Genomic DNA, 20,137 nt, shown 5'->3' with positions numbered 1-20,137 from the left:
TCGTATAGGGCCGCCAGTTTTTCCCGACGTGCGTGAAGCGCAAAGAACGCGACGAACTCGCCCGCTATGAGGCGGGAAGCCGAGCTCCTGCGGCCGTACGGGACGCGGCTATCCGGGCGCGCAGGGCGTGGCCGTGAGGGATCCCGCGGCGGGCCGGAGTCGTGGACACAAGGTTCTGGTGCAGCAGGCGGATCATCTGGTCCAGGCGCAGATCGATGTGGCGACGGCGCTGGTAGCGGATTTCTGCGAGGGTGTAGACGCTGGTTCCGAGTTGCTGGGCCAGGTAGGTGGCGGGCCAGCCGCGTTCGGCGAGTTGCTGAAGACGGGCTGCTGCGCCAGCAGCCGGGGCCCGGCCGGGAAGGCGGGGGCCTGTCCGTGCGACGGGGACGGCGAGCCCGAGCAGTGCCTCTTCCGTCGGCCGGAGAATCCTGGGCGGCCGCCGCGCTTCCTCCGGCCGGAGGAGCCGGCGCACGAGTGTGTCGGCAACGCCGGAGCGCGCCGCGATGTCGCCGGCGGACATACCGGCTTCACGCAGCCGGTTCAGGTGAGCAGCTGCCGGAGCGGAGCTGACGTGGGCCCGGCGGCCTGCCGCGCGATCGGCATCACGGCGCGAGCGTGCCTGGCGCGCGGCACGCAGACACTCAGTGCGCCGGCAGCCGTAGTCAGCGCAGGACGGGCTGCCGTGGCGTACGCGGCTGCGCACCGGTCGCCGCCGGCCTTCACCTGTGGAGGGGAGCTGCATGCCCTGCGCGGCCGCGCCCGGGCCCGTGTGCGCCACGCCGGCAGGACGGTTTCGCGTGCTGGCACCGGGAGCTGGGGTATCAGCCATAGAGCGCCGCACGGAGGTCGTCGACCATCGCGCTGAACTTGCGGTTCTCTTCTGCCCGCTGGTCCGGGTCGCATTGTGTGACATGGAACTCGGAGAAGCCGTCCCGCGGCGCCGAGTAGAGCATCGGGAACATCTCAGCTGCGTCCTTCAGTGCCGTCTCGGCCCCGCCTTCCTGCCGGGTGAGGACGTCGCGGATGTCCTGCAGCATCAGATACGGGGCGCTGTACCTCCGGTTGCCTTCCCGGTACACGACGTCGATGACCTGAGAGAGAAGGGCGGTGGCCTGCTCAAGGCGCGACTCGGGTGTGGGCAGTGTCATCTCAAAGGTTCCGTTCCCAGGACGTCAGCCCTGTCGATAGCTCCATGGCTCTCAAACGAATATCAGGGCGCGCTGACAATCGCTGTCGGCTATCAGGGCCGCGGGCCTGCAGTCCTGGCCGGGAGCTGAACGGCAGATCACGACCGCTCTCTTGGTATCCCCGGCGGTCCCCCTGGTCCGCTCAGGCCCGGGAGGCACGCGGCCGGGCTCGGGCTGAATCTGGCCGATAGCGAGAGGGTGATGCATGAGCCAAAGGGTCCCTCACCCCGCCACTCCGGGAACCCGGAACACATACAGCTGGCGCCCGCCCAGAGAATCGTTGCAGAGTCAGTGCAGCAAACGGATGCAGGAGACGCGAGCCGAAAAAGAAACCCCAACCTGAAAGGTTGGGGTAAAAGCTGGACCTGGAGCCCCGCATGCGCGGGCCAGGACCGCCTAATCATTGTCGCACACCCACCCTCTCATCCGCAACACCAGACACCCCAACTCGCCCATTCTGTCAACTACTTCACCATTCAACGAAGCGGTATCCGCCGCGGTGGACAAGCTCGACTGCGGCAGGGACACGGACGTGCTGGGGGTCGATGTCAGCTGGACAGTCATGGAATCCAATGAGGAGGGATGTCCCACCGACCGCCCTCTCGGGTCTTCATGAAGGCCTCTTGACGATGGACCCGAGTGGGGGCAATGGTGCGGATCTGTGGCGTTAGGTCACCAGGCCAGACTGTGTGAGGACTGTGAGGACACGCCGGCGGGGCGGGGTGGCCATGGCTTCTCCCTCCCTCCCTCCCTCCCGCAGGCCGCCGCCGACGCGGCGGTGCCAGCCCCTGACCGTCGGGGAACAGAGTTCCGCTCGGGTAGCGCATTCTCAGATTTTCGACACGAATACCACGGGACAGCCCTGCCGGTTCTGGTCACACATCGCAAAGTCCCCTCGGGAGGGCCGAGTTCGCGCCTATGGTGATGGATGGTGCAGTGATGGGCCCGGGTGGGAGGAGTGTGATGGCTGGGGAAGACCGGCAGTCAGGGGATGGGCAGGTCGGCGGGCCGTACTCGAGTCCGGGAGATCCTGGCAATCCGATGCCCGAACCGGACGACACCGATCTCGAAGACGACTGAGGGAGGCCGCGCGATGGTGATGTCCGCCGAGGGCCTGCGCACTCGCTGCGCGCGCGAGATGAGTCAGAGTCCCCGGGGGTTTGCCGGGTGTTCCTGGCTCCGTCAGGCGTTCTTGGATGTTCCCCGGGAGGCGTTCGTTCCTGACCGGGTGTGGTGGCCCGCCCGCACCGGCGACGGCCGCTATCCGTTGATCGACCGGAGTGTGAAGCCGCGCGCCTGGCTCAAGGCGGTATACCAGCCCGGGGCCGCGCTCATCACCCAGATCGACGACGGTGCCGTCCTCCCCACCGGGCCGGCAGACGGCGTGTTCACCTCCAGTATTTCCTCGCCCGGCGTGGTGATCGAGCTGCTGCGCCACCTGGCCCCCGAGCCCGGTGAGCGCATCCTTGAGATCGGCACAGGCACCGGCTACACCACCGCGCTCCTTTCTCACCGAGCGGGTGACGCCGGCGTCGTCACGGTGGAGATCGACTCCCGCCTCGCCGCCCGCGCCGAGGACCGGCTGCGCGCCGCGGGAGTGAACCCGCGGGTCATCATGGGCGACGGCGAGGAAGGCCATGCCGGCGGCGGGCCGTACGACCGCATCGTGTCCACCGCTTCGGTCCGCCGGATCCCCCGTGCCTGGCTGCGGCAGCTGAAGCCGGGTGGCGTCCTGGTCACTCCGCTCGACAGCCCGTTCGGCTACGACCTTCTGGTACGCCTCATCGGTGACGGGCACGGAGCCGCGGCAGGCGCTGCCGTGGCGCAGGTGGAGTTCATGCGGGTACGCGGCCAGCGGCCGCGGCGTCCCTACGCGGACTTGGGCTGGCCTTCCGGCCTTGAGGCCACGCAGTGGAGGGACCTGCAGGTGGCGGCAGGCCAAGAAGACCAGCGGATTGCCGCCGTCGCCGACGGCGCGAGCCCGCGCCGGGGCTGGGCCGGCGAGCTTGTCGGGTGGTGAGTATCCGCAGCGTTCTGGAGTGCACGTCGGCTCTTGGTCCCAGCCCCAGAGATGGATATCCCGCTCGGTGACCCTGGCAGTGAGGGCGAGACGGCGTTGGCGGAAGCGAGGCACAGTGGAGTGCAAGGCGGTGAACGTTTCGGGTAGCACGGCGGCGCCGGCCCCTGTAGGGAAAACTGGTGGACGCCGTCGGGATACTGCCGTCATGGCCATCACTCAGCAGCTCGCCCGCATCCCGGCGGAGTAACTCGACTCCTGCCGCCAGTCAGCTGACGCGTCGCCGGATGGAGATCGTCTCTGGGATCCACCGTCGGCGGATGTACTCGACCTGGACTGGGCACCGTTCCTGCTCGAACGGGTCTGCGAGCTGGGAGGTCTCGATGACGTCCACCGGAATGGTCTCCGGCAGGCTCTCGAGGGCGAGACTGCCATCGACCTCGCCTTCCTCAACACGCATCCGCATACCATCGCCCCCTTCGGGCCGGCCCCCACGGCCCTCTCAGCAGCTCAAGTGGCTCGCGCTGCGCAACTGCTCGGAGAGATCGACTTTCCGGCCCTCCTGGCCGCCCTCCCGGCAGACGAAGCAGAGGCCGCCTCCTTGATCGGCAACGGCGCAGACGAGATCGTCGGTGGCCCAAAGAAGTACCTGCTGGGGCACTTCAACGCCCTGCGCAAGTTCTACCTTGGCGCATCCCAGCAGCGGCTTCTCGTCGTGCTCTGGTGGGACTGACACGGACCGCCTCCCCGTCGGCTCATGTCAGCAGCTGGGGAATTACGTGAACTTCCACCGGGGAATTACGTCCACACCCCTCTCGCCCGGTGAATGGTGGCAAGCCCGTCAAGGCGCGCCTCCTCGCCGGGCCGGCGCCGACTCGCTTTCCCTTCCTGTGTGCCAGGCGGCGTTCAGCGGAATGATGCAGCTCCTCTGGCCGCACCCGGGCTCAGAAGGTGTCCCAGCGTGCTGTGGTGCTCCCCGTGCAGAGGGTGCTGAGGCGATGCTTGAGCTGCCGGGTGGCGTGGGGGTCACCGGTGTCCGCGCGCCTGATGAACGAGCCCAGGGTGTGAAGGTCGCGCATGGCGATCAGAACGGGAAGTCCTGGCCAGCCGCGTGGGTCGTGGCCGTAGGCCCTGGTGAATGCTTCGATGGCCGTAGGTGTTCGGCCGAAGCGCACTCCCTGGTGCGTGTTGGCGAGGTCGAGTTCCCGTGGCCCGGTGGCGGCTTCGTCCCAGTCGCCGAGGCGCACGGATGTGCCGTCCCAGAGGGTGTTGCCGGGGTAGGCGTCGCCGTGGATGAGTCCGGTACCCAAGGGGAAGTGCAGCTTCCGGTAGGCGGTCAGGAGTTCGGTGATGGTGCGGGTGAGCCAGGTGCGTATGTCCGGGGTCAGGTAGCTGCTGCGGGCGACCGTGGCGCTCAGCTGGGCGAGCGGCTGGTAGACCGGTAGGGCCGCCGGCGGCGGGGGCAGGTCGTGGAGCAGGCGCAGCAGGTGGCCGAGGTGTTCGGGGGTTGGCTGGGGTCGGCTGTGTTGCGGGTAGTGGTGCCAGAAGGTGACGAGGTAGGGGCCGTGTGGTGTGGGCTGGAGGGGCAGGGGCTCGGTGGCTGGGTAGCCCTGGGCTGCGAGCCAGTGTGTGAGGGTGACGCCTCGGGTGACGGCTTCTTGTTTGGTCAGGGGGCTGACCCTGGCGACGGCGGCTTCGTGGGGCAGGTGGTAGACGGAGGTGGCGTGTGCGCGCAAGGGTGTGAGGTCACGCGCGTCCAGGCCGTGTGTGAGGCTGGCGGCGCGGGCGGCGTCTTCTGGTCGCGTGGTGGTGATCGTCATCGCGAGGACGGTATCGGGGTGTGGGTGCTGATGACTTCATACCCGCGGGTGAGTTCGGCCAGTTGCCGGGCTGCAGGACTGTGCCGGAGGGCGGGATGCTGCAGCATCGCTCGCACGCGGTGGAGTCTGTCCTGGAGCTGCTGGATGCGGAGCGTGGGGGGAAGGGTGAGGATGCGCTCCAGCAGCTCGCTTGCGCCGTGGAGGTCGCCGAGGGCCAGGCGTGCGGTGACGACGTCGATCAGGGCAAGGGCTTCATCGCCGTACGACCGCTGCTCTGCGGGGCCTACGGCGTAGCGGCGCAGTGCCTCGGAGGCGTGCTGTTCTGCTGTGGTGTGGTCTTCCAGGAGGCTGTGGACGGCTCCTTCGTAGTATTCCTGTTTGGCCCGGGGGAAGGTCAGGATGCCGCCGAGTTCGCTGAGCTCGTCGTGGACGGGGGTTTCGGCCTGGGCGGTGTGCATGCGTGCCAGGGCGTGCAGGGCGCGGTCGTGGTCGCCGAGGCGTGCTGCGGTGCGTGCTTCGATGGCGGCGATGCGGATGCGCGAGTCGCCGGGCGGGGCGAGGTCCCAGGCCTGGTGCGTGAAGGTCAGGGCTTGCCGGCGGCGGGGGGACCATTCGGCGAACAGTGCGTAGGTGGCGCGGACCCAGGCTTTGAGTCCCCTGTGGTCGGCCTGGTCGGCGCATGAGTAGGCGGTGTGCAGTTGCACGAGGGCGGACCGGTCGTCCCCGATGTTCTGGGAGGCGTGGGCGAGGAGCAGGCAGGCGGTCCCGGCGAGCATGAGCAGGGTGCTGCGGTGCGTGGGGCGCTGGGGGCCCTGGATGAGGTGAAAGGTCCTGTCCCGGACGATGAGCAGGTCGGTAAAGAGGGGGAGCACGGGGCTGTGTACGTAGGCGATGGCGATGCGGCTGAGTTCCAGGGACAGGTACTCCAGCTCTTGGTCGTCGACATTGCCTGGAGTGATCTGCTGGGTGAAGGCGAGGGAGTCGGCGGCGGCACGGGCGGTGAGGTCAGAGGCGCCGGGAGGAGGGGGTGTGGTGGGCTGGGAGCGGGGGTGTAAGGGGGATAGTTCCGGCGGGGTTCCGAGAGCCTGGAGGAAGGCGCGGATCTTGTCGATGTCCGTCAGGCGCCGCACATTCCGTTCGATCTGCGACAAGATGCCCTGATTCATTCCCAGGAGGGCGGCAAGGTCGCTCTGCCGCCAGCCGGTGTACCGGCGCAGCAGGCGGCATAAGGCTCCGAAGTCGAACGCGGCAAGAGCCTCGCGTACGTCCCTGTGCTCCCACACGTCGGCGGGCAGGTCCCGTCGCGCTGCACCGGCTGGCAGGGCCGGCTGGCTGCTGCAGGCGGCGCAGTGATCGTCTGGGTTGTACCGGCTGAGCTCATGGCTGCATGTCCGGCAGCGTCGTCGCCCGTTCACACGTCCCCCCCTTGTCTGGCTGCCCCGGGTCAGCGCCACCGCCGGTGCGCCACCAGGTTGTGGCGCCGATCGTGCCATAGCGAGATTCACTCACCGTATTACGTATTCGAATGTGCGCAACCGGCGTACGCCGGTGGATGGTTGGCGGGTGGCTGGATATCGCCAGCCTCCCCTTGCTTCTTTCTCCTCCAGCTCCTTGACCATGCGCGTCTGGGCCTTTGCCTCCCGGGAGGGCAGCGCAGCAGCAAGGTCCGACCTCGGGAAAGTGATGCCGCCATGCCCCTCCCCCGAACCTTCGTCCATGCCCCCGCCAGAGCGGCTGTACCTGTCGACCTCGTACGGGTCTTACGCCCGGGCGATGTCCAGCGGTGCGCCGCCGGGGTACGCGGCGGGGGAATCGTCCGGTTGGAGGGGCTGGCCGACAGGGATACTGTGGCCCGTTTTGCTCCGCGGGTGATGCGCATGGAACGGCAGAGGGACAGTGGCCCGGACGGGCTGTCGTCCCTTGCCGGCCTCCGGGGGCAGCGGCCCCACGGCGTGGCGCCCACCGGCCGCGGGCCAGCGGGCCTGTCGACCACCGGGTATGACCTTGAGAACCCGCCCCGGCTGGTAGTACTGGCCTGCTTGCGGGCTCCCGCGAACGGTGTCTCCTACCGTTTGGTGGACGGGCGACGGCTGTACCACGAGCTGCAGCGGCGTTCTCCGGCCGCGGCGGCTGTCTTCTCAGACGACTCTGCGGCTCTCTTCGGTGGCACTGGCGGCGTGCGCGGCCCGCTCTTCGCACACCACAAGGACGGGAATGTGGCCTTGCGCCTGGGCCTGGACGCTCCGGTCCGCTGGCACGAGGCGGCCGCTGCACGCCTTGCTGACCTCCGGTCCGCCCTGAACACGGCGGCCTTTGAGGTCAGGCTCCGGGCGGGCGAGGGCCTTCTCCTGGACAACCACCGGTGGGCCTCCCAGCGCATGCCCTGCACCAGGCCGTTCCGTCTCGTCCAGGCGGTCGGCGCGGCACAGCCGGGACACTCCCTGCCCAACGGGTTCCGTCCCGCTCCTCTGGTCGTGCGGGGTGGGCTGTGAGCGCCGCGGCGGCGGGGTGCTCCCTCGGGAGCACGATGCGGGATGCGAGTCCGAGCCTCCGGTGTGTTGAGGTCCGCGTGCTGCCGGGCGTGCGGTGGTGGGGCTGTCAGCGCTGGGTGGGGGTGTCCCAGTAGTGGCGGAGCATTTCTGCCGGCCAGCCGGGGGTGGTGACGGCGCTGCGGGGTCCCATCTGCGGGAAGTAGGGGGCGAGGTCCACGATCGGGGTGCCGTCGATGGCGTCGAGGTCGGTGACGTGCAGGTCGCGGCCTTGTACGTGCAGGAGGCGGGGAAAGGAGAGGGCGAGCTGGTTGGGGCGGCGGTGGTTGCGGTGGACGAAGGTACCGGTGGCCGGCCGCCGGCCTTTCGTGCCGGGAACGTGCGGCTCCCCGCAACGTGTGTGTCAGTTTCAGCGCCTCCACTCGTGGTCGAGCATGGCGTGGACGATGGAGTCGCGCCATGTGCCGCCCTTGCAGATGTGCTCGCGGATGCGTCCTTCCTCGCTCATGCCGGCTTTGCGCATCGTCCGAGCGGAGGCCTCATTGAGGGGCGATCGAGCGCCCCAGATCCGGTGCAGGCCCAGCTCTTCGAAGCCCAGGCCAAGCAGGAGTCGGACGGTCTCGGTGCCATGGCCGACGCCCCACGCGTCCGGGCGCAGCGCGAAGCCGAAGGTGGCCGCGCGCTGCTGGTGGGGATCGGTGGCCAGGCGGCCGAAGCCGATCAGGCTGCCTGTCTCGCGTGCAGTGATGGCGAGGGCGTACTCCTCGCGGGGCTCCGAGCTTGCCAGGGTGATCGACCGCGTCACGAGTTGGTCCACCTGGTCGCGGGTGCGGGGCTCGAAACTGAGGTGTTCGGTTGCTTTCGAGCTGCCGTAGATCGCGTGGACGGCGTCGGTGTCGTTGCGGGTGAGCTCACGGAGCTCCAGGCGCTGGCTGCGGCGGCTGACCGGGTACATGTCCAGCGACTCTACCCGCGCAGTTCAGCGGGGAAGGGCGAGTTGTCCGGGGCTGTAGGCCTCGATCTCCTCGCGCAGGTCCCGGGCTGTGACGGCTTCCCGGGCGGTGCCTGTGGGGAGGGCGGCGCGGACGCGGTTGGCGGAAACGACGATGCCGCGGTTGCGCAGGGCGGGGGCGAGGTCGAGGACGGGCCGGATGGCTTCGGCGGCTCCGTCGATCTCTCCGGCGTGGAGGCGGGTCAGGGCAAGGTTGCACTGGGCTCCGGCCTGGTCGCCGAAGGCCCAGTGCGGGTCGTTGTGGTCGGCGAACCCCTCAACGGCTTCCTCGGCCATGGCGACGGTGCCGGTGGTGCCGTCGTGCAGGAGCACCCGGGTTTCCACGGTGTAGTACAGGTGCTTCTTGCCGGGGAAGAGGAGCAGGCCGCCGAGATTGTCGAGGTCGTCGGCCACGACACGGTCGCGGAGTTCGTGCGCGCGGCGGATGGCGGCTTGTGCGGCTTCGGCGTCGCCGAGGAGGGCAGCGGCGCGGGCTTCCAGCCCGGCCAGCCACACGATGACCGTGCCGCGCACGCCGGGGCATTCGGCAGCTCCCTGGCGGGCGTAGTGCAGGGCCTCGGTGGCTTTGTTCGACCAGTAGGTGATGAGCGACTTCAGGCCGTAGGTGAGGGCGATGAGGCCGGGGTGTTCGGCGTGCTGGGCGCACAGGCCGGCGGCGCGGGCCTGGTACATCGCCAGCTTCGCGTCGCCTATGTCGTGCGAGCCCTTGGCCATGTGGAAGGAGAGGATCGCGGCGAGGATGTTGAGCTCGCGGATCTGCGCCGGGCGTGCGACCCGGCCGCTTTCCAGGAGGCGGAACACCTCGTCCTGGGTCCGTGCGATCTCGTCCCAGATCTGCGGCAGGGGGACCCGCGGGTAGTCCTCGACGATCGACTGCACCCGGTCGGCCAGGAGGCCGAGGGTCTCGGGGCCGATCTGGCCTCGTTCGGCTCCCATGACGAAGTCTGCTGCGCGCTGTGCTGCCATTTGTGCCGTCCTTCTCATCTCGTTGAGGACCGTGCCCGGGTCGGCGCGGCCGTCAGGGCAGGGCCCGGGCGGGAGGGCCTGGCTGGTGCTCTCGGGCGCCGGGCTCCACAGCTGCTGGACGGTCAGCCCGAACATGTGGGTGAGCACGCGTCGGGCGTCCCGCTGGGGGTGGCGCTGGCCGTAGTACCAGTACTCGAAGGTCTTCAGAGCGGGCTCAAGCTTCCTGAGGTCGGGGTTGCCCTCGATGTCCGCGAGCTCCCGGGCGGCCTTCCGGAAGTGCGGCAAGAAGGCGGAGTAATCGCGCTGCCCCCGCTCGTCGAGCAGCTTCCGCAGCAGTGTGCGCATTGCGCCCCCCATTGCCGTAGGCCCAGCACGATCCGTGCCTTCGAAAATAGCGTCTGCACCCTCCTAACTTCCCTTCCCGAGCAGGGTTTAGCAGACCCGGGGAAGGTCCGGGGTAACTCCGGGGACTGCCCTCTCAATCCGGGGAAGGTCCGGGGGAGGAATGGGGGTGGAGATGGCTCCCTGCAGGCATCAGGCTCGGACCTCTCGCTTTGCGGAGACGGCCCGTCCGAATCCACGGCGGCGGCCAGAAAGGCGCGGCGTGCTGCGAGCCGCACCGCTGCCGCTCGTCCTCGCAGCAGTCAGACAGCAGAAGGGTCTCTCATGGAGGGGATCTCGGTGATGACCACGACGTGCCGGCGGTCGGTGTACCCCACGGGGTGGGGAGGTCGGCAGTGATTGCCTCCCTCGATGTCAGCAGTCCCAGTGCCGTTGACGCCGGCGAGACTTGGGACGCCGTACGCGTCCCCCTCGGTCTGGGGCTGCAGGCCTGCACGGCGCTCGAGGCCGAAACCCCGGGCAGTGGCGGTACGCCGCTGGTTGACGAGGGTGCTCAGCAGCTTTACTTCTTCGTGCCCGCCCGGCGTCTCGACGGCTCCCGCCTGCCGAAGGAGGCCGTGGTGCTGGGCCGGGGGTCCGCCGTGGTCGTGCCACCTCGCGAGAGCACGGCCTGGGCACCGCACGGGCTGCGCTGGATCCGCTGGGACGACGGTGAGCACGGTCAGGGCGGTCGGTTGACGGATGCCTGCCGGCTGCAGCAGGTCCTCACCCGTCTGACGGCCGGGCACGCCCGCACCGGCGGCCAGAACCGCGGGCGGGCAGGCAAGGCTGCTCTGAAGGGAATCGTGATCCCTCGGGGCGGTCAGGATGAGGACTGGACGTCCGCAGCCGTGGCCCGGTTGCGGGTCGAGTGGCCTCGGGAGGGTTCCTGTGTGGCCGTCGACTGGGATCCGCCCCACCCGCTGCCATCGGACCTGTCCCACGTGTCCTGGGTGTGTGAACGCACCGGGCACGTGACCTCGTCCGAGGACCGGCAGGTGCTGCGGGAGGAGCTGAACCTCTCCAGCCCTGTGCAGGCCATCCGGTGGCTGCACACAAGCCTGAGAACCTTCTCCTCCTTCCTCCCCCAGGAGACCGGCGCGCTGCTTTTGGAATGGGTTGGAGACCACCGGACCCGCGATGCGCAGGTCAAAGCGTGCGGGCGAGGGCGCTCCGTGCGAGTCAGTATCACCGTGGCTGATCGTGAGATGACGTGGCAGGTCAGCCCGAGCATCAGGGGCGACACCACCACCGGACATTCGTCGCCGCGATCGGCAGCATGATGAGCCCGGACGACGACGCCCAGCACGGGCGGGGGCTGCTGCTGGTGGAATCGCTGGCCCTGTGGGGCATGGCATGACCACCACGACCGCGTCCGCCGCCCCCGCCGGGTGGGACACTCCCCTGGCAGCCTGCCAGAACAGCCCGGCCGTTCTGCAGCGCATCCTGACCGTACTGTCCGGCCATCTCACGCCGGCAAGGCCTGCCGTCCAGGAGCGCACGTATGACCTCTTGGAGGAGGTCATGGGCCAGCACGCCGCCCTCCGCCCCGCCCGCATCCCGGCAGTCACCGGCGAGCTGCTGCCCGTCCTGGCAGACCTGCTGCAGACCCGGCACACCTTGTATGCCCGGCATCCCGGGCTGCACACCACCCGCACCCTCATGCACGCCCAGAACGTTCTCGCCGAACGGCAATCGGCACAACCGACGCTCCCGGGCCTGCGGCGCCTGGCCCACATGATCCACACGCTGATCGAGCTCACCGACAGCACGCCCTGATCACAGCAGCACCGAGCTGCAGCACCCTTCGTCCGCATCCCCTGAGAGAGGCGTCATGTGATGGCCGGCCGGGCCTTTCATTCCATCAAAGCTCACACCACGCAGCTGACCGCACGGGAAACCTCGGTGATCCAGCAGGTCGCCCACGGCCTGAGCAACGAAGAAGTGGGCAAGGCCCTGGGCGTGCAGCCGGGGACGGTCACCCGCCACCTGAGCTCCATCGGTGACAAGCTGCTCGCGCGCAGCAGACCCGTCAAGGTCCATGCCGCGATCGTGACGGGTGCGCTGCAGCCACCGGAGCCGCTCGTCCTGCCGTGGGAGATCACCGAGGAGGAGCGCCGTGCCTGGCAGGCGGTGGCCACCCGGGCCAGGCCCCGGCAGATAGCCCGTTTCCTGGGGCTGTCCGAACTCGAAGCATCCCTGCGCATCCAGGCCCTGATGGCCCGGGCCGCAGCCCGCAACACCGGGCACCTGGTATGGCTCGGGCACGCCTACCAGGTGCTGGATGTCACGCACACCGTCATGCCGCCGGACGAGTAGACCATCCGGCCCCAGCACCTGCACGCGGCCCGGGCCTGTCGGCCCGTCCCCAAGTCGCTTCCTGTCCCTCCTCTATCTCCCGGTGGCGCTGTCCGCTGCTGTCACCCGGTCCACCCCGTATGGAGCCAGCCGCAATGTGTACCCCTGCATCCAAGGTCGCCCTCTTCGATCTGGACGGCACGCTGACCGATCAGCGCACCGCCTTCGCGCGCTGGGCGGGCGAGTTCAGCGCCTGCCACGGCATACCGCTGGAGGACATTCATCAAGCCGACCGTGAACTCGGGGAGATGCGGCATGAGTTCTTCGCTGCGCTCAAGGAGTCCTTCGCTCTCCCGGCCTCCGTTGAGGCGCTGCACCGGCAGTACCGGCGGCGGTCGGCCGAGCTGGTGCCCTACCGGCCGGCGGTTGGTGCTGCTCTGGACCGGTTGATGGCGGGCGGCTGGCGGCTGGGGGTGGTGACCAACGGGGCCCCGGCCGCCCAGCGGCTCAAGCTCCGCACAGCCCGGCTCTCCTCCTACTTCCCGCAGGCCGTCGTGGTCTCCGGTGAGTACGGGGTGCGCAAGCCCGACCCGGCGCTGCTGCACATCGCTCTCGATGCCCTCCACGCCGGTGACGGGCCCGCGGTGATGGTCGGGGACGAGCTCGAGACGGATGTCCTTGCCGGTATGCGTGCCGGGCTGGACACCGTATGGATCTCCAGTGAACCCCTCGCTGGCACCGCTGTCACCGGATCTTCTCCCACGCACACCGCCCTCTCCGTCGTGGAGGCTGCCGACTGGCTGCTGTCCACCGCCTACCGACCCGCAACCCGCGGCCGGACACGCCCCGGCGCTCCGGTCCCGGTCGGCGCCTTGCGCACCTGATTCCCCGCTTCTTCGATCCGGCTGGAAGCCCCAAGTCCTGCTTCGCGCTGGCAGGGCCCGAACCACCAGACGGCGCACCACCCCCGCACCCTCGTGCCCGGTCATCCGTGCCGCGGTGCGCCCCAGCGCATCCGTCACACACCAACCTTCAAGGAATACGTCATGCCTGCACCACGCCTGAGGCCCCCGCCCACCCCTGCCATATGCCTGATCGTGTTCCACCTGAAGCCGCTGGTCTGCCTGGCGCTGGACCGGGTGGGGGTAGTTGCTGGTGCGTGAGCGGGCGCTGCGTGTGCTGGTGATTGCCTCGACTGATGGATTCGCTGGTGCTCTGGCCTTGAGCGGGGCGGCGGTGCGGGTGCTGGAGCTCAACCGGCACCTGACCGAAGGCGGCTTGGGCGTGCAGGTCGAGGTCCTGCTCTATGACCCCAGCCCCGGCCCCGGGCCTGCGCCAGTCACCGGCTGGCCCTTCCCCTGCACCCGCCTCTCCCCCGAGGACTACTTCAGCTTCGAACGCCTGCGGCACCTGGTGCTCGAGCGGCGTCCGGAGGTGCTCGTCGTGAATGACAGTGCCCTCGTGGTGCGCTGCGGGCGGCAGCTCGCCGACCTCGTGGGGGCGTCGCTGGTGCATGAGATGCACGCCGTCGAGCAGGGCACCGGCCGGCCGGGCAGAGGCCCGGGTGGGCCGGGTGGGGTGCAGGCGGAGGCGATCTGGCTGGCGGATGCGGTGGTGGCTCTGACCGGCCGGGATCTGCGGCACGCGGTGGATGCCGGGGCCGGGCAGGTGAGCATTGTCCCCGCCGGTGCCGCCCCCGGGCGTGTGTCCGGGGGCTGGGTGAAGGACGGTCCGGTGGTGATGGCCGCTGACTTCACCCGCTCCGGCAATGCCCAGGCCCTCCTGACGCTCCATGCGCGCCTGCCGCAGGACATACCGGTGGCCGTCTACGGCCGCTTCCCCCGGAGCCTGCCGCCAGCCGTGCCCAGGTTCGAGCTGCAGGGGCCGGTTGCTGACCTCGGCACGGTGCTGGCGGGGGCGTCTGCCGGGATCGCCTGCCACAGCGAGGCCTGCGGGATGCGGGCCCAGGTCCTGGCCTACATGGCTGCAGGAGTGCCGGTGATCGCCACGCCCCAGGCACTGGCCGGGTTCCCCCGCACGTGGTCCTTCGCGCTGGTCTCCGAGCAGTCCGCCATGGCCGACCTCCCTCGCCTGCTCACGCGGTTGCACGGGCATCCGTCGCGGGCCCGGGCGCTGGGCCGCCGCGGCCGGCGCCTGGCCGAAGGCCCCCTGTCCTGGGCCCATGTGGCCACCCGGGCAGCCTCCGCCTACCGCGCGGTGCGCCCGACCCGAGCCGGAACCCAGCCCCACCCCGGCCTCCGCATGCTGGCCGAACAGCCCGCCACCAGCGAACAACCGACCGGTCACGAACCAGCAGCCGACAGCGCTGCACTGCGCGCCGCGCCCCGACGTGAGGGGGTGAGGGTCCGGTGACTGCCGTTCCCACGGTGATTGATCCGTACCGGCTGTGTGCCGCTCCCCGCGGGGGTGCCACGGCGCATCCGGGCCGCCGCCGGATGCCACTGGGGGGTGTGCACCGGGTGCCGTGCGGTATCGAGTGGAATGCCGTCAGAGTCCCCGCGCAGGACGGCATGCGGGCGCTGGCACGGCTCGGAGCGGACCCCGGACCCGTCCTCGCCGGCATCGGCGGCGCCTGGACCTTCCTCATCTCCCTCACCCCCACCCTGGCCTGGAAGGAACTGCCCGGCGCCCGTCTGATGCGCAACGGCGCAGTCCTGGAACTGCCGCTCCCCAGATCACAAGCGTCGGGCAGGGACCTGCACTGGATTGTCCGCCCCGGCGGCACCACCGACCCCAACAAGCTCTACAAGGCCCTGGCCACAACCCGGCCAGTGCCGCCCCGCCGCACTGCCTCCCCAGGGCGAAAGGCCAGGCGATGACCCGGCCGCCGTCCGGAGTCGAGGCTGCCGTGCCACACGCCGCATGGTGCTCGGCGGTCCTGGCACGGGTGCTGTCGCCGGGTGAGGTGCAGGCAATGGAGGCGGCCCGGTTCATCAGCTTCCCCCACCGCACCGTGATCACGCTCATCGCTCACGGCAGGACCGCGCCGGAGACCGCCGAGGCGCTGCAGCTCAAGCCCTCCACCATCCGCTCCTACCTGGCCACCGCGGCGCGAATGCTGGAGTCCTCCCGGCGGATGCCCGCGCTGGTACATGCCGCCTACAGCCACCCGTCCTTCCCCGCCCCGCCGCGCAGCGAGGAATGCGCGCCGAAGCTGAGCCCCGGCGAACGGATCGTGCTGCTCCACCACGTCAGGGGCCGCCCCTGTCCCGGCAGCGGGACACTGCTGAGCAAACTGAACGCCCGCACCCCCGCCCATGCCATCCACCTCGCCTGGCAATTGGGGCTCCTCAGCGAGCGCTCCCCGTCAGTACGCCCTCCCCCAGACTCGCCGCCCTGCCTCCCCCCGTGCCCGGGGTAGGCCCCCTGGCCTGTCCGAGCAGACGGCGGTGCCCTGCGCGCAGCGGCCCATGACCTCCCCCTTTCCTTCCCCCTATCCCAGATGCGTCGGCACCCGAGGAGCGTTCCAGGCATGAGCAGTACCCGATCCGTCCCACCGGCCCCCTCCTCCAGTAGCAGGGACGTTCGTTCCGCTGCTGGCAGGGCTCTGGTGGAGGCTTTGCGGTCGAGTGGCACCCATCCGATCCTGCGCGTGGCCCCCGGCGGGGAGAGCCCCGCGGTGACCGTCACGATTCCCGCGCACGGCTCGCCCCACCTTCTGCTCGCCCCCGCCAATACCGACAGCCTGCTGCCGGTGGAGAGTCTGGCTGTTGCCCTGCACAGGGTGCTGGAGCGTCACGAGATCCGGGCGCATGTGCGTACGGTCGTGGCGGTCGAGCCTGCCCTGGAACTCGCCTTGGAGACGGCGGGGGACGCCGAACGGCTTGCCGCCCTGATCGGCGGCCACCTGACCGAGGCCCAGGCCGCCGCCCGCCAGCTGCGCACCGCCTGCTCCCAGGCCGGCATCACAGCCGGAGATGTGCGTGCGGTCGAGGACCGCATCGAGATCGGCGCGCTGGATGCTGAGGACGCCGGGCGCTTGTGCCGGTTGCTGGGCAGGGAGGGCGAGGAGCTGTGTCTGGACAGCCGGGAGGCTGTCGACGCGCTGGCCGACCGGTTGCTGCCTCTCCTGGAGCAGGCGACCGGCGGGTTCATCGATGCCATGGCTGATTCCGCCTGCTCCACCTGCTCCCGTCCCGACCGGATCATCCTCGGCCACGCCACCCCGGCCCAGGCCCGCCGCCTCGCTGACACCATCCGCACCGCTCACACCACAGGAGAAGCGCCGTGAACCACACAGCAGCCTCGCCGATCCCCGCCATCGCTCGCGTCGGCCGGCCGGTGTACGTCATGCGCCCAGCCGAGAAGAGAGACCAGATCGCCGTCGCCGGCCTGATCGGCTCCCGGCTCGAGTTCCTCGACCTGCTACCACCAGCCAAGACCGAACTCGAAGAGCAGCGTGACCAGGTGATGCAGCTCCTTGCCTTCGGCGCTGCCGAGGACGGGCAGCCGCGGGTGTGGCTACTCACCGAGGACACCCACCCCCTCGGGGTCACCACCCTCCTGCCCGATACGCCCGCCTGGGGATGGACCCCCGAACAGCAAGGCGAAGCCGCCCTCACCATCGGAGCGATGTTCACCAACCCCGAGCACGACCGGCTGGGCCGCCTGATCACCTGGTGGACGAGCGACTACGCCGCCCGCCAAAGCGCCCCTGTGACATGGGTGCGCGGCCACACCCGCTCCGACCACGTCATGCGCTACGCCCGCGACACCATCGGCTGCGACGTCGCCGGCACCGTCCTGCACAACGCCCGCCACGTCCACCTCCTGCAGCGCCCCGCCCGCCACATCCCCCACCTCCACGCCCTCATCACCGAATCCCTGTGAAGTCCCGGCCGGTTACGGCGCAACAGCCGCCTACCACATCCTCAAGGACTGCAACCCGCATGAATCCGACGACAGTGCCCGATCCATGGGCCGACCACGGGCACCAGCGGGCCCTGGCCGAAGCCGCACACACCCCTGGCGATCCGTTCTTCTGGGACGCGTACGACAGCTACGGGCCCGGGCCGGAGGTCCTCGGCCCTGTGCGCGGCCGCCAGGTCGTCGACGTCGGCTGCGGCACCGGACTCGTCGTCGCCCACCTCGTCCAGGAGCACGGCGCCGACGGCGTGGGCGTGGACAGCTCCCCGACCGCCACCACCCTCGCCCGCCGCCGCTTCAGCCACCTGCCCCGGCTGCAGTACGTGACCGAGGACGCCGTACGCCACCTCGCGCAGCAGGCCGGTGCCTATGACGTGTGCATCTCGCGTTTCGGGGCCCTGTGCTTCACCGGCCCCTCCCGGATGCTGCCCGCGGCCGCAACAGCCCTGCGGCCCGGCGGCCGGCTGGTGATCTCCACGATGGCCGAGCACGCCGACGGCACCCCGGCCCTCGCCTACCCCCAGCCGTCGCCTGCCCTGCTGCCCCAGCACGACGGCACCACCGTGGCACTCCCCCGCTGGGTCCTCAGCCAGCACCTGTGGACGTCCCTGCTCGAACGGGACTTCACCATCCAGCACCTCGCCCACCTGGCCAACCCCGCACACCCCCAGGCCGCCGCAGTACCCGCCCTCCTCATCTGCGCTCTGCGCCGCTGACACCACGCCCGCCCCTCATGCACTAGCCCAGTCCACCCGGAGCGCAAGGACATGCCCATGACCTCTGGCACCACCCCGGCAAACCCGGCTGCCGCAACAGCACCTGCTCCCACGCGCGCACCGCACGGGAGACGAGCGCTGCTCACGCTGGCAGGGCTGCTCGCCGTCACCCTCGCCGCCCCCTTATGGGTCGCGATCACGCAGTTCGTAGGCCTCTGCGGGCTGATCGACAGCGAACCGTCGGCCCGCTGGGCACCTGCGGTCCCGTCGGGCAGTTCCCTGGCAGCCGGCCTGTGGCTCCTCCGCATCCTCCGCGCCCACACCACCCGCTGGCGGACCTACCTGGCACTGCCCTTGATCACCACGGCGTGCCTGACGCCCCTCCTGCCCTCAGAAGCCGGGGGTGCCGTGTTCAATCTGTCCTTCGTGGCACTGGCCGGATGGCTCACCCTCGCCGTCCTGCACCAGCAGGGGATCCCGCCGCGGCAAGTCCTCAGCAGCCGCCGCCCACGCGCTTCCTTAGACCAGCGGTTCTGGGCCTGGTCCACTTCCATGACAGGGCTGATCGGCGCTGCGTGGCTGAGTGTGCGGGCCGGTAACGTGCTCATCGATCATCTGCCGGGCCTTCTGCCCTCGATGACGACTACCCAGGACGACGTGCTGGGGCACACCAAGGGCCTGCTGTATCCCCTGACCAACTTCGTCTACACCAGCGTGCTGGAGGAACTGGTCATCGTCGGTGCCGTCACTGTCCTCGCCCGCACCGCCGGCCGTTCTCTGTGGGCGGTGTATGCGTTCAGCGTGGGCATGCGCGTTGCCGTTCACCTCTATATGGGCGTCCCCGCGATCGCGATGGCCGTCCTGGGGGCAGCATGTCTCTTCCTCTACCTGCGCTACCAGCGCCTGCTCTCTCTCCTGCTCGCCCATCTGTACTTCGACACCCTCGGATTCCTGTACAGCGCCCCGTGAGGCCCTGAAGGCCAGCTTGTCCCGGGCACGGCCGTGGCCCGCGGACGGTCGTGCCTCATAGAGCCCATCCAGCTCTCTCGCCCTGGCACTCGCCGCTTTGGAGGATCTCGTGAACGTACCCGGGCCCGATACTTTCCGCGTGGTCTCGTGGAACCGTGAGCACAATGGCATCGGCCGTGACGGGAGTGACGACCGCTGGCACCTGGGCGTGGACCTCCTCGCCCGCCTGAAAGCCCACGTTGTACTACGGCAGGAACTGACCGGTGCCCACCGCAACGGCGGGCGCGCACTGTGGGCCGAAGCCTCCCGCCTCGGCCGGCGGATCCCTTTCCTCGTCGGTGCCACCCCCGAGTCTCCCAACCGCACCGGTGTCTTCCTCGACCCGGCCCTGTGCGAGCCGGCCGCCTGCTACGAGCACGTCACCGGGATGTGGCACCCGGTCTGCAACCCCGTCGTGCGCCTGGACGGTACGGCGCGGCCGCTGTCGCTGGCCTCCTTCCACCTGTGCTCCCACGACCCCGCCCGGCGGGCGACCGAGGCCAAGCGCCTGACCACGCTGGGCAAGCCCGGCATGTCCGCGATCATCGGCGGCGACACCAACAGCTACCCTCACCGCCCGGACGAAGCGGACTGGCTGCCCGACTGGTCCACCATCAGCGACCGCAGCCACTTCGAACACCGCACCATCACTGCCGCCGACGGGCAGCGGGTCAGTGACACCATCCCGGACGAGATCCTCGCCGGCGAGCACCATGGCCTCCCGCCCGTCTTCGTCGAGCTCGGGTACTACGCCGCCACCGCGCTCGAGCAGCCGCAGGCACTGACCGCAACGGCCTCGCTCTGGCGCACCGACCAAGGCCCCCGGCAGCGGATCGACCGCATTTACGCCACCCCTGACGTCGCTGCCGCCCTCACCCGCCTCGAGGTCATCGACACCGACGAAGTACGGGAGGCCTCCGACCACGCCGTGGTCGTCGCCGACTTCAGCCTCGCCGCACTCCGCCACGCCCTGACCACCTCGGCACCACATGCCGCCTGAACCGGAATGCAGAGTCCAGATGACACATCCGCCGGAACTTCCCCGCATCCCCCGCTACCAGCGCCTGAGCCCCTCCGCCGCCAAGGCCTTCGCCGCACAGGTGACCACCGCCTACGACGTGCACGCCTGCCATGTTCTCTCCGCTGCCTTGCGCCAGGTGGTCACCCCGGAAAGTATCGGCTGGCCGGCGGACACTGCTGACATTGCCACTGCATCCCTTGAATACCGGGACCGGGCTCACGCCGTGAGGATGCTGTCGAAGCTGTGGGAGCTCGACGCACGGCGGCGCTGCAGCTCCTGCACGATGGCGCAGCCGCGCTCCTGCACGCCCTCCCCCACCGCCCCTGAAGCGATCA

The 20,137-nt window shown here is 69.8% G+C and carries 22 protein-coding genes and 1 pseudogene; 15 read left to right on the top strand and 8 right to left on the bottom strand.

The features are described 5' to 3' along the window. Nucleotides 1-64 precede the first annotated feature (64 nt). On the bottom strand, nucleotides 65-520 hold the full coding sequence (locus tag AS857_RS16480; RefSeq protein ID WP_058043831.1) for a hypothetical protein: 456 nt from the start codon (nucleotides 518-520) through the stop codon (nucleotides 65-67). A 301-nt stretch (nucleotides 521-821) separates the two neighbouring features. Continuing rightward, on the bottom strand, nucleotides 822-1,148 hold the full coding sequence (locus AS857_RS16475) for a hypothetical protein (protein ID WP_058043830.1): 327 nt from the start codon (nucleotides 1,146-1,148) through the stop codon (nucleotides 822-824). A 1,132-nt stretch (nucleotides 1,149-2,280) separates the two neighbouring features. Between AS857_RS16475 and AS857_RS16470 the strand changes: the two genes are divergently transcribed. Beyond that, nucleotides 2,281-3,207, top strand: coding sequence for a methyltransferase domain-containing protein (locus AS857_RS16470; RefSeq protein ID WP_058043829.1), 927 nt, complete (start codon nucleotides 2,281-2,283; stop codon nucleotides 3,205-3,207). A gap of 265 nt (nucleotides 3,208-3,472) precedes the next feature. Here AS857_RS16470 and AS857_RS41455 read toward each other — a convergent pair whose 3' ends face one another. Further along, nucleotides 3,473-3,664: a hypothetical protein gene (locus AS857_RS41455; RefSeq protein WP_245699944.1), complete on the bottom strand. Its 192-nt coding sequence runs from the start codon at nucleotides 3,662-3,664 to the stop codon at nucleotides 3,473-3,475. Between AS857_RS41455 and AS857_RS41450 the strand changes: the two genes are divergently transcribed. Beyond that, nucleotides 3,575-3,937, top strand: coding sequence for a DUF1877 family protein (locus AS857_RS41450; protein WP_338058266.1), 363 nt, complete (start codon nucleotides 3,575-3,577; stop codon nucleotides 3,935-3,937). The two genes, AS857_RS41455 and AS857_RS41450, sit on opposite strands and share 90 nt — an antisense overlap. 211 nt (nucleotides 3,938-4,148) lie before the next feature. On the opposite strand, the gene AS857_RS16460 is transcribed toward AS857_RS41450, so the two are convergent. Both AS857_RS16460 and AS857_RS16455 read right to left on the bottom strand, forming a co-directional pair. After that, nucleotides 4,149-5,024: a phosphotransferase enzyme family protein gene (locus AS857_RS16460; protein ID WP_058043828.1), complete on the bottom strand. Its 876-nt coding sequence runs from the start codon at nucleotides 5,022-5,024 to the stop codon at nucleotides 4,149-4,151. Next, nucleotides 5,021-6,307: a helix-turn-helix domain-containing protein gene (locus AS857_RS16455; protein WP_058043827.1), complete on the bottom strand. Its 1,287-nt coding sequence runs from the start codon at nucleotides 6,305-6,307 to the stop codon at nucleotides 5,021-5,023. Before AS857_RS16455 ends, AS857_RS16460 begins: the two co-directional genes overlap by 4 nt. Before the next feature lie 96 nt (nucleotides 6,308-6,403). On the opposite strand from AS857_RS16455, the gene AS857_RS42365 reads away from it, so the two are divergent. After that, nucleotides 6,404-7,516, top strand: coding sequence for a TauD/TfdA family dioxygenase (locus AS857_RS42365; protein ID WP_107105628.1), 1,113 nt, complete (start codon nucleotides 6,404-6,406; stop codon nucleotides 7,514-7,516). Nucleotides 7,517-7,622: 106 nt separating this feature from the next. Here AS857_RS42365 and AS857_RS37715 read toward each other — a convergent pair. The 3 genes and pseudogenes from AS857_RS37715 to AS857_RS16440 all read right to left on the bottom strand — a co-directional run. Then, nucleotides 7,623-7,874 (bottom strand): annotated as a pseudogene (locus AS857_RS37715) (TrmO family methyltransferase domain-containing protein); the annotation flags it as partial. 48 nt (nucleotides 7,875-7,922) lie between these two features. After that, on the bottom strand, nucleotides 7,923-8,468 hold the full coding sequence (locus AS857_RS16445; protein ID WP_058043825.1) for a GNAT family N-acetyltransferase: 546 nt from the start codon (nucleotides 8,466-8,468) through the stop codon (nucleotides 7,923-7,925). A 24-nt stretch (nucleotides 8,469-8,492) separates the two neighbouring features. After that, nucleotides 8,493-9,836: an NsdA family TPR-like regulatory protein gene (locus AS857_RS16440; RefSeq protein WP_245699939.1), complete on the bottom strand. Its 1,344-nt coding sequence runs from the start codon at nucleotides 9,834-9,836 to the stop codon at nucleotides 8,493-8,495. 392 nt (nucleotides 9,837-10,228) lie between these two features. Here AS857_RS16440 and AS857_RS16435 point away from each other — a divergent pair, with 392 nt between their 5' ends. The 12 genes from AS857_RS16435 to AS857_RS16380 all read left to right on the top strand — a co-directional run bounded on the left by AS857_RS16435 (nucleotide 10,229) and on the right by AS857_RS16380 (nucleotide 19,781). After that, the gene (locus tag AS857_RS16435; RefSeq protein WP_058043824.1) at nucleotides 10,229-11,155 is read left to right on the top strand and encodes a hypothetical protein; all 927 of its coding nucleotides are present in this window, start codon (nucleotides 10,229-10,231) and stop codon (nucleotides 11,153-11,155) included. Nucleotides 11,156-11,228: 73 nt separating this feature from the next. After that, nucleotides 11,229-11,651, top strand: coding sequence for a hypothetical protein (locus AS857_RS16430; RefSeq protein WP_058043823.1), 423 nt, complete (start codon nucleotides 11,229-11,231; stop codon nucleotides 11,649-11,651). A 60-nt stretch (nucleotides 11,652-11,711) separates the two neighbouring features. Then, the gene (locus AS857_RS16425; RefSeq protein ID WP_058043822.1) at nucleotides 11,712-12,191 is read left to right on the top strand and encodes a helix-turn-helix domain-containing protein; all 480 of its coding nucleotides are present in this window, start codon (nucleotides 11,712-11,714) and stop codon (nucleotides 12,189-12,191) included. A gap of 134 nt (nucleotides 12,192-12,325) precedes the next feature. Beyond that, nucleotides 12,326-13,054, top strand: coding sequence for an HAD family hydrolase (locus tag AS857_RS16420; RefSeq protein WP_245699924.1), 729 nt, complete (start codon nucleotides 12,326-12,328; stop codon nucleotides 13,052-13,054). Nucleotides 13,055-13,391: 337 nt separating this feature from the next. Then, nucleotides 13,392-14,543, top strand: a complete 1,152-nt coding sequence (locus tag AS857_RS16415) for a glycosyltransferase (protein ID WP_160330255.1) — start codon at nucleotides 13,392-13,394, stop codon at nucleotides 14,541-14,543. Nucleotides 14,544-14,701: 158 nt separating this feature from the next. Further along, nucleotides 14,702-15,010 (top strand): hypothetical protein, encoded by a 309-nt coding sequence (locus tag AS857_RS16410; RefSeq protein ID WP_058043819.1) that lies wholly within the window; start codon nucleotides 14,702-14,704, stop codon nucleotides 15,008-15,010. A gap of 29 nt (nucleotides 15,011-15,039) precedes the next feature. Next, entirely contained in the window at nucleotides 15,040-15,552 is a 513-nt protein-coding gene (locus AS857_RS16405; RefSeq protein WP_144440853.1) for a helix-turn-helix domain-containing protein, read from the top strand. 258 nt (nucleotides 15,553-15,810) lie between these two features. Next, the gene (locus AS857_RS16400; RefSeq protein ID WP_144440852.1) at nucleotides 15,811-16,422 is read left to right on the top strand and encodes a hypothetical protein; all 612 of its coding nucleotides are present in this window, start codon (nucleotides 15,811-15,813) and stop codon (nucleotides 16,420-16,422) included. Then, nucleotides 16,419-17,021, top strand: coding sequence for a hypothetical protein (locus tag AS857_RS40015; RefSeq protein ID WP_058043816.1), 603 nt, complete (start codon nucleotides 16,419-16,421; stop codon nucleotides 17,019-17,021). Before AS857_RS16400 ends, AS857_RS40015 begins: the two co-directional genes overlap by 4 nt. A 59-nt stretch (nucleotides 17,022-17,080) precedes the next feature. Beyond that, complete coding sequence (locus AS857_RS16390; protein ID WP_160330254.1) at nucleotides 17,081-17,773, top strand: class I SAM-dependent methyltransferase; 693 nt, start codon at nucleotides 17,081-17,083, stop codon at nucleotides 17,771-17,773. A 57-nt stretch (nucleotides 17,774-17,830) separates the two neighbouring features. Beyond that, complete coding sequence (locus AS857_RS16385) at nucleotides 17,831-18,742, top strand: CPBP family glutamic-type intramembrane protease (protein ID WP_160330253.1); 912 nt, start codon at nucleotides 17,831-17,833, stop codon at nucleotides 18,740-18,742. Between the two features lie 139 nt (nucleotides 18,743-18,881). Further along, nucleotides 18,882-19,781: an endonuclease/exonuclease/phosphatase family protein gene (locus AS857_RS16380; protein ID WP_245699922.1), complete on the top strand. Its 900-nt coding sequence runs from the start codon at nucleotides 18,882-18,884 to the stop codon at nucleotides 19,779-19,781. Nucleotides 19,782-20,137 lie beyond the last annotated feature (356 nt).

This window comes from Streptomyces roseifaciens, from assembly GCF_001445655.1.
GTDB classification, from domain to species: Bacteria; Actinomycetota; Actinomycetes; order Streptomycetales; family Streptomycetaceae; genus Streptomyces; species Streptomyces aureoversilis.
This window is presented reverse-complemented; position numbering and strand designations above follow the sequence as displayed.

What these genes read in the sequence shown, in the direction of transcription:
- AS857_RS16425 (WP_058043822.1), top strand. Translation starts at nt 11,712, where the DNA reads ATGGCCGGCCGGGCCTTTCATTCCATCAAAGCTCACACCACGCAGCTG.
- AS857_RS16430 (WP_058043823.1), top strand. Translation starts at nt 11,229, where the DNA reads ATGACCACCACGACCGCGTCCGCCGCCCCCGCCGGGTGGGACACTCCC.
- AS857_RS16410 (WP_058043819.1), top strand. Translation starts at nt 14,702, where the DNA reads ATGCGGGCGCTGGCACGGCTCGGAGCGGACCCCGGACCCGTCCTCGCC.
- AS857_RS16475 (WP_058043830.1), bottom strand. Translation starts at nt 1,148, where the DNA reads ATGACACTGCCCACACCCGAGTCGCGCCTTGAGCAGGCCACCGCCCTT.
- AS857_RS16385 (WP_160330253.1), top strand. Translation starts at nt 17,831, where the DNA reads ATGACCTCTGGCACCACCCCGGCAAACCCGGCTGCCGCAACAGCACCT.
- AS857_RS16470 (WP_058043829.1), top strand. Translation starts at nt 2,281, where the DNA reads ATGGTGATGTCCGCCGAGGGCCTGCGCACTCGCTGCGCGCGCGAGATG.
- AS857_RS16420 (WP_245699924.1), top strand. Translation starts at nt 12,326, where the DNA reads ATGTGTACCCCTGCATCCAAGGTCGCCCTCTTCGATCTGGACGGCACG.
- AS857_RS16445 (WP_058043825.1), bottom strand. Translation starts at nt 8,468, where the DNA reads ATGTACCCGGTCAGCCGCCGCAGCCAGCGCCTGGAGCTCCGTGAGCTC.
- AS857_RS41455 (WP_245699944.1), bottom strand. Translation starts at nt 3,664, where the DNA reads ATGCGTGTTGAGGAAGGCGAGGTCGATGGCAGTCTCGCCCTCGAGAGC.
- AS857_RS42365 (WP_107105628.1), top strand. Translation starts at nt 6,404, where the DNA reads ATGGCTGCATGTCCGGCAGCGTCGTCGCCCGTTCACACGTCCCCCCCT.
- AS857_RS16460 (WP_058043828.1), bottom strand. Translation starts at nt 5,024, where the DNA reads ATGACGATCACCACCACGCGACCAGAAGACGCCGCCCGCGCCGCCAGC.
- AS857_RS16390 (WP_160330254.1), top strand. Translation starts at nt 17,081, where the DNA reads ATGAATCCGACGACAGTGCCCGATCCATGGGCCGACCACGGGCACCAG.
- AS857_RS16480 (WP_058043831.1), bottom strand. Translation starts at nt 520, where the DNA reads ATGTCCGCCGGCGACATCGCGGCGCGCTCCGGCGTTGCCGACACACTC.
- AS857_RS16440 (WP_245699939.1), bottom strand. Translation starts at nt 9,836, where the DNA reads ATGCGCACACTGCTGCGGAAGCTGCTCGACGAGCGGGGGCAGCGCGAT.